Annotated in this window: 5 protein-coding genes; all 5 read left to right on the top strand. The window is 40.3% G+C overall.

Going from position 1 to position 4,010, the window contains the following annotated elements:
* The coding region (locus HFK82_RS08625; RefSeq protein WP_168261474.1) for a hypothetical protein at positions 1 to 1,416 on the top strand (1,416 nt) is incomplete at its 5' end.
* Between the two features lie 267 nt (positions 1,417 to 1,683).
* The gene (rimP, locus tag HFK82_RS08620) at positions 1,684 to 2,148 is read left to right on the top strand and encodes a ribosome maturation factor RimP (protein ID WP_235280988.1); all 465 of its coding nucleotides are present in this window, start codon (positions 1,684 to 1,686) and stop codon (positions 2,146 to 2,148) included.
* Between the two features lie 96 nt (positions 2,149 to 2,244).
* Positions 2,245 to 3,504: a transcription termination factor NusA gene (gene nusA, locus HFK82_RS08615; RefSeq protein WP_168261475.1), complete on the top strand. Its 1,260-nt coding sequence runs from the start codon at positions 2,245 to 2,247 to the stop codon at positions 3,502 to 3,504.
* Between the two features lie 18 nt (positions 3,505 to 3,522).
* A complete protein-coding gene (gene rnpM, locus HFK82_RS08610) occupies positions 3,523 to 3,819 on the top strand; it encodes an RNase P modulator RnpM (RefSeq protein WP_154455235.1) in 297 nt (98 codons plus the stop codon).
* On the top strand, positions 3,812 to 4,010 hold a 199-nt coding region (locus tag HFK82_RS08605), incomplete at its 3' end, for a YlxQ-related RNA-binding protein (RefSeq protein WP_168261473.1). The genes rnpM and HFK82_RS08605, both read left to right, overlap by 8 nt.

The raw sequence follows: 4,010 nt of genomic DNA, 5'->3' as shown, positions 1-4,010 counted from the left end.
TATCCTGTGGGAAGTTCTTTATTTATTTACTTCTTTACCAAGGTTGTCGGATTTTCAGAAGGTGTCATGCTGGTAGGGCAATTGGTTCTTATCTTGTCAGGCTTGTATGCCATGTTTGCTGCCTTGCGTGATGAACGCCGCGCCTTGCCCTCAGCAATGATTTTTGCCACTTTTGCTGTGTTCAATGTTTTTAATATTGCCATTCGTTTGAACAATCTTTTGGTGGATTTTCTCTTGCCTGTGCTGGCTTTAGCAGCAATCGCAGGCTGCTTTGCTTACCGCAATCAATTTTGGCGGATGTCCTTGCACACCTTGGTGGTTTTAGGTCTTTTGAGCATTGTTAAGGTGAGTGGACTTTTCTTTGTGGCCATAGCCTTGTTTGTCTATTTGTTTTTTGTGGTTCGCTTGATACGGCGCAAAATCATCAGATGGTGGAACCTATTTCCAGCCTTGTTGACCGCAGGACTTAGTTTTCTTCCTTATCTCCTTTGGCAAATACACATGAGCCTCAACTTTACCAATGTGTCTAAAGCTAAGCACGCGGTGTCTTTTTCAGAAATTGACCAAATACTGGCAGGGCATATGGATGATGTGGCACAAGAAATCATAACCCATTTCACAAAAGAAGTCTTTCAATTTGGTAGTCTGGCAACGCGTGGCATTATCGGGCTAAACCTTGTCATGCTAGTTGCTGTGATTGGTTTTGGTCTTTTTGCTCATCGATTCAGACGTTTATTGGCCACTTGGGTATTGCTAGATGTAATGATTGTGGCCTATTACGTTGGGATTTTGTTGATGTATTTGACGGCTATGCCAACGGACGAAGCCTTGGAACTAGCTGGTTTTGAGCGTTATGCATCTAGTATGGTTATTATGGCCTTTGGTTTGATGGTTATGCTTTTAGCCAGAGAAACGGACCGCTCTTTGTATGAACAAACATTTGAGAAACGCAACCTGCGTTCCTTTAAAAACCTAGGCACCAAGCGATTGTACCAGTACACAAGCTTAGCCTTGATTGGTTTTTCTGTCTTTATGCTCTTATCAGAAATCAATGAAATCAGATACAGTAATGAGTACGAAAGAGTACAGTCCTTGGAAGAATTACGCCATTTGACAGGCAATCGCATGACACCATCTAAGACGAAAATCCTGCTTGTCAGCTCAGACAAAGAAAAAATTGACAACTACTATCTTATCCGAGCGGCACGTTATTACCTTTGGAATGTCAATGTCGATGGTAGAGAGGATTTTGACCTTAGCGATTCAACCTTTTTAAACATTTTAAAATCTTATGACGAGGTGCTTATCTTAGATGACCATTATAGTTTTAATGCCATGACTAAGAAGTTATTTGGTAAGACTTATAAACCAGGATTTTACAAGACAGCCGACCTGTTAGCCAATCTAAAAGAATAGGATTTTGGTCTCTTGTGCTGCTGCCTTGTCATTTTTAAAAGAGTATGATATAATAGTAACAAATACATAAGAGGAGGCGAAGTTTGTAACTTCGCCTCTTATGTGTGCCTCCTGCCACAAACGGCTAAACCTTTGGCTTTGCAAGTCCTTTTAATCCGTTGTATAATGGCAGTGAGAGATGTTAGTAGGCGGTAAAATCTGCTTTTTAAGTGGTTTTTACTGGTATTTTGTCAAACGAAGGAGGGGATTGTCATCGCAAATGCTAATGTGATTATTGAACGTGTCACAGAAGTTATCGCACCTGCCATTCAAGACCCATTTGAATTGGTGGATGTTGAGTACGGAAAAATGGGAAGTGACTATGTTCTTAGTGTCTTAGTGGATAAGCCTGGTGGGATTACGGTTAATGACACCGCTGATTTGACTGAGATTATTAGCCCTTTATTAGATAATATTCAGCCAGACCCATTTCCAGACCAATACATGTTGGAAGTGGCTAGCCCTGGTTTAGAGCGTCCTTTAAAAACAAAGGAAGCTTTGGAAAAAGCTGTCGGCTCTTACATCAATGTCAGCCTTTACAAGGCAATTGACAAAGTGAAAGTATTTCAAGGTGACCTTGTCGCTTTTGATGGTGAGGTATTGACCATGGAATATTTGGATAAAACCAAGAAAAAAACAGTAGACATTCCATATGCAACAGTTGCTAAAGCTCGCTTGGCAGTGAAGTTGTAGTCAAAGGAAATGTCACTAACGTTTTTTGCTTTTTAATGTGAGAATAGATTTAAAACGAAAGGATAAGGCTCTACTTGTGATAGGGCTATGAAAAAAATGAGCAAAGAAATGCTGGAAGCCTTCCGTATTTTGGAAGAAGAAAAACATATTAACAAAGAAGACATCATTGATGCTGTCAAAGAATCTTTGAAATCAGCTTATAAACGCCGCTACGGCCAATCAGAATCATGTGTGATTGAATTTGATGAAAAAACTGCTGATTTTAAAGTTTATACAGTGCGTGAAGTTGTTGAAGAGGTTTTTGATAGCCGTTTAGAAATCAGCTTATCCGATGCGTTGAAAATTAGTTCAGCTTATGAGCTTGGGGACAAGATTCGCTTTGAAGAATCAGTGGCTGAATTTGGTCGTGTTGCGGCGCAATCAGCAAAACAAACCATCATGGAAAAAATGCGTCGCCAAATTCGTGAAGTGACTTATAATGAGTACAAACAACACGAAGGTGAAATCATGACAGGGACAGTTGAGCGTTTCGACCAACGTTTCATTTATGTGAATCTTGGTTCATTAGAAGCTCAATTGTCACACCAAGACCAAATTCCTGGTGAAACCTTCAAATCACACGACCGTATCGAAGTTTACGTTTACAAAGTGGAAAACAATCCAAAAGGTGTGAATGTCTTTGTTAGCCGTAGCCACCCACAATTTATCAAACGCATCATGGAACAAGAAATTCCCGAAGTGTTTGACGGAACAGTTGAAATCATGAACGTTTCACGTGAAGCTGGTGACCGTACCAAAGTGGCTGTTCGTAGCCACAATCCAAACGTGGATGCTATCGGAACGATTGTCGGACGTGGTGGAAGCAACATCAAACGTGTGATTAGCAAATTCCATCCAAAACGCTACGATGCTAAAGCAGGTGTGGAAGTACCTGTTGAAGAAAACATCGATGTGATTCAATGGGTAGAAGACCCAGCAGAGTTCATCTACAATGCTATTGCACCCGCTGAAGTTGATATGGTCTTGTTTGACGAAGCAGATAGCAAACGCGCAACAGTTGTTGTGCCAGACAACAAATTGTCGCTAGCTATCGGTCGCCGTGGTCAAAATGTTCGTTTGGCTGCGCATTTGACAGGCTATCGCATTGATATCAAGTCAGCTTCTGAGTATGAAGCCCTTGAAGCAGAACTTGAAGCGCAAACTGAACTTGTTGAAGAAGTTGTCGAAGATAGTGTTGCATCAGCTATGGTGGATGAAGCTATTGAAGAGGCTGTAACATCAGCTATCGTTGATGAAACCGTTGAAGTCGAGGATACGACTAAATCAGATCTTCTGTCAGACGACGATACAGAATAAGAAAGATAGAGGTGTTTGATGGCTAAAACACGTAAAATACCTTTAAGAAAATCAGTTGTTTCAGGAGAAGTCATTGATAAACGTGATTTGCTTCGCATTGTGAAAAATAAAGAAGGCGAGATTTTTATCGATCCAACTGGTAAGAAAAACGGTCGTGGTGCCTACATCAAATTAGATATTAACGAAGCCATTCAAGCCAAAGCTAAAAAGGTCTTTAATCGTAGCTTTTCAATGGATGTTCCAGAAGCCTTTTACGATGAATTGATTGCTTATGTTGATCACAAAGTGAAAAGAAGAGAGTTGGGCCTTGAATAATCGCGAAAAATTATCTCATTTAATTGGTTTAGCACAGCGTGCAGGAAAAGTGATTTCAGGTGAAGAGTTAGTCATTAAGGCAATTCAAACGGGTAAAGCACAATTTATTTTCCTAGCCAATGATGCTGGTGTCAATTTAACCAAGAAAACAACTGATAAAAGTCATTATTATAACGTAGAAGTCTCCACAG

The sequence above is a fragment of the Streptococcus alactolyticus genome (assembly GCF_012277075.1).
Classification (GTDB): Bacteria; Bacillota; Bacilli; order Lactobacillales; family Streptococcaceae; genus Streptococcus; species Streptococcus alactolyticus.
Note: the sequence above shows the minus strand (reverse complement) of the source record. Positions and strands in the feature narration are given on the sequence as shown.

Excerpts from the sequence above, each read along its gene's own strand:
- nusA (WP_168261475.1), top strand. The coding sequence starts at position 2,245 with ATGAGCAAAGAAATGCTGGAAGCCTTCCGTATTTTGGAAGAAGAAAAA.
- rnpM (WP_154455235.1), top strand. The coding sequence starts at position 3,523 with ATGGCTAAAACACGTAAAATACCTTTAAGAAAATCAGTTGTTTCAGGA.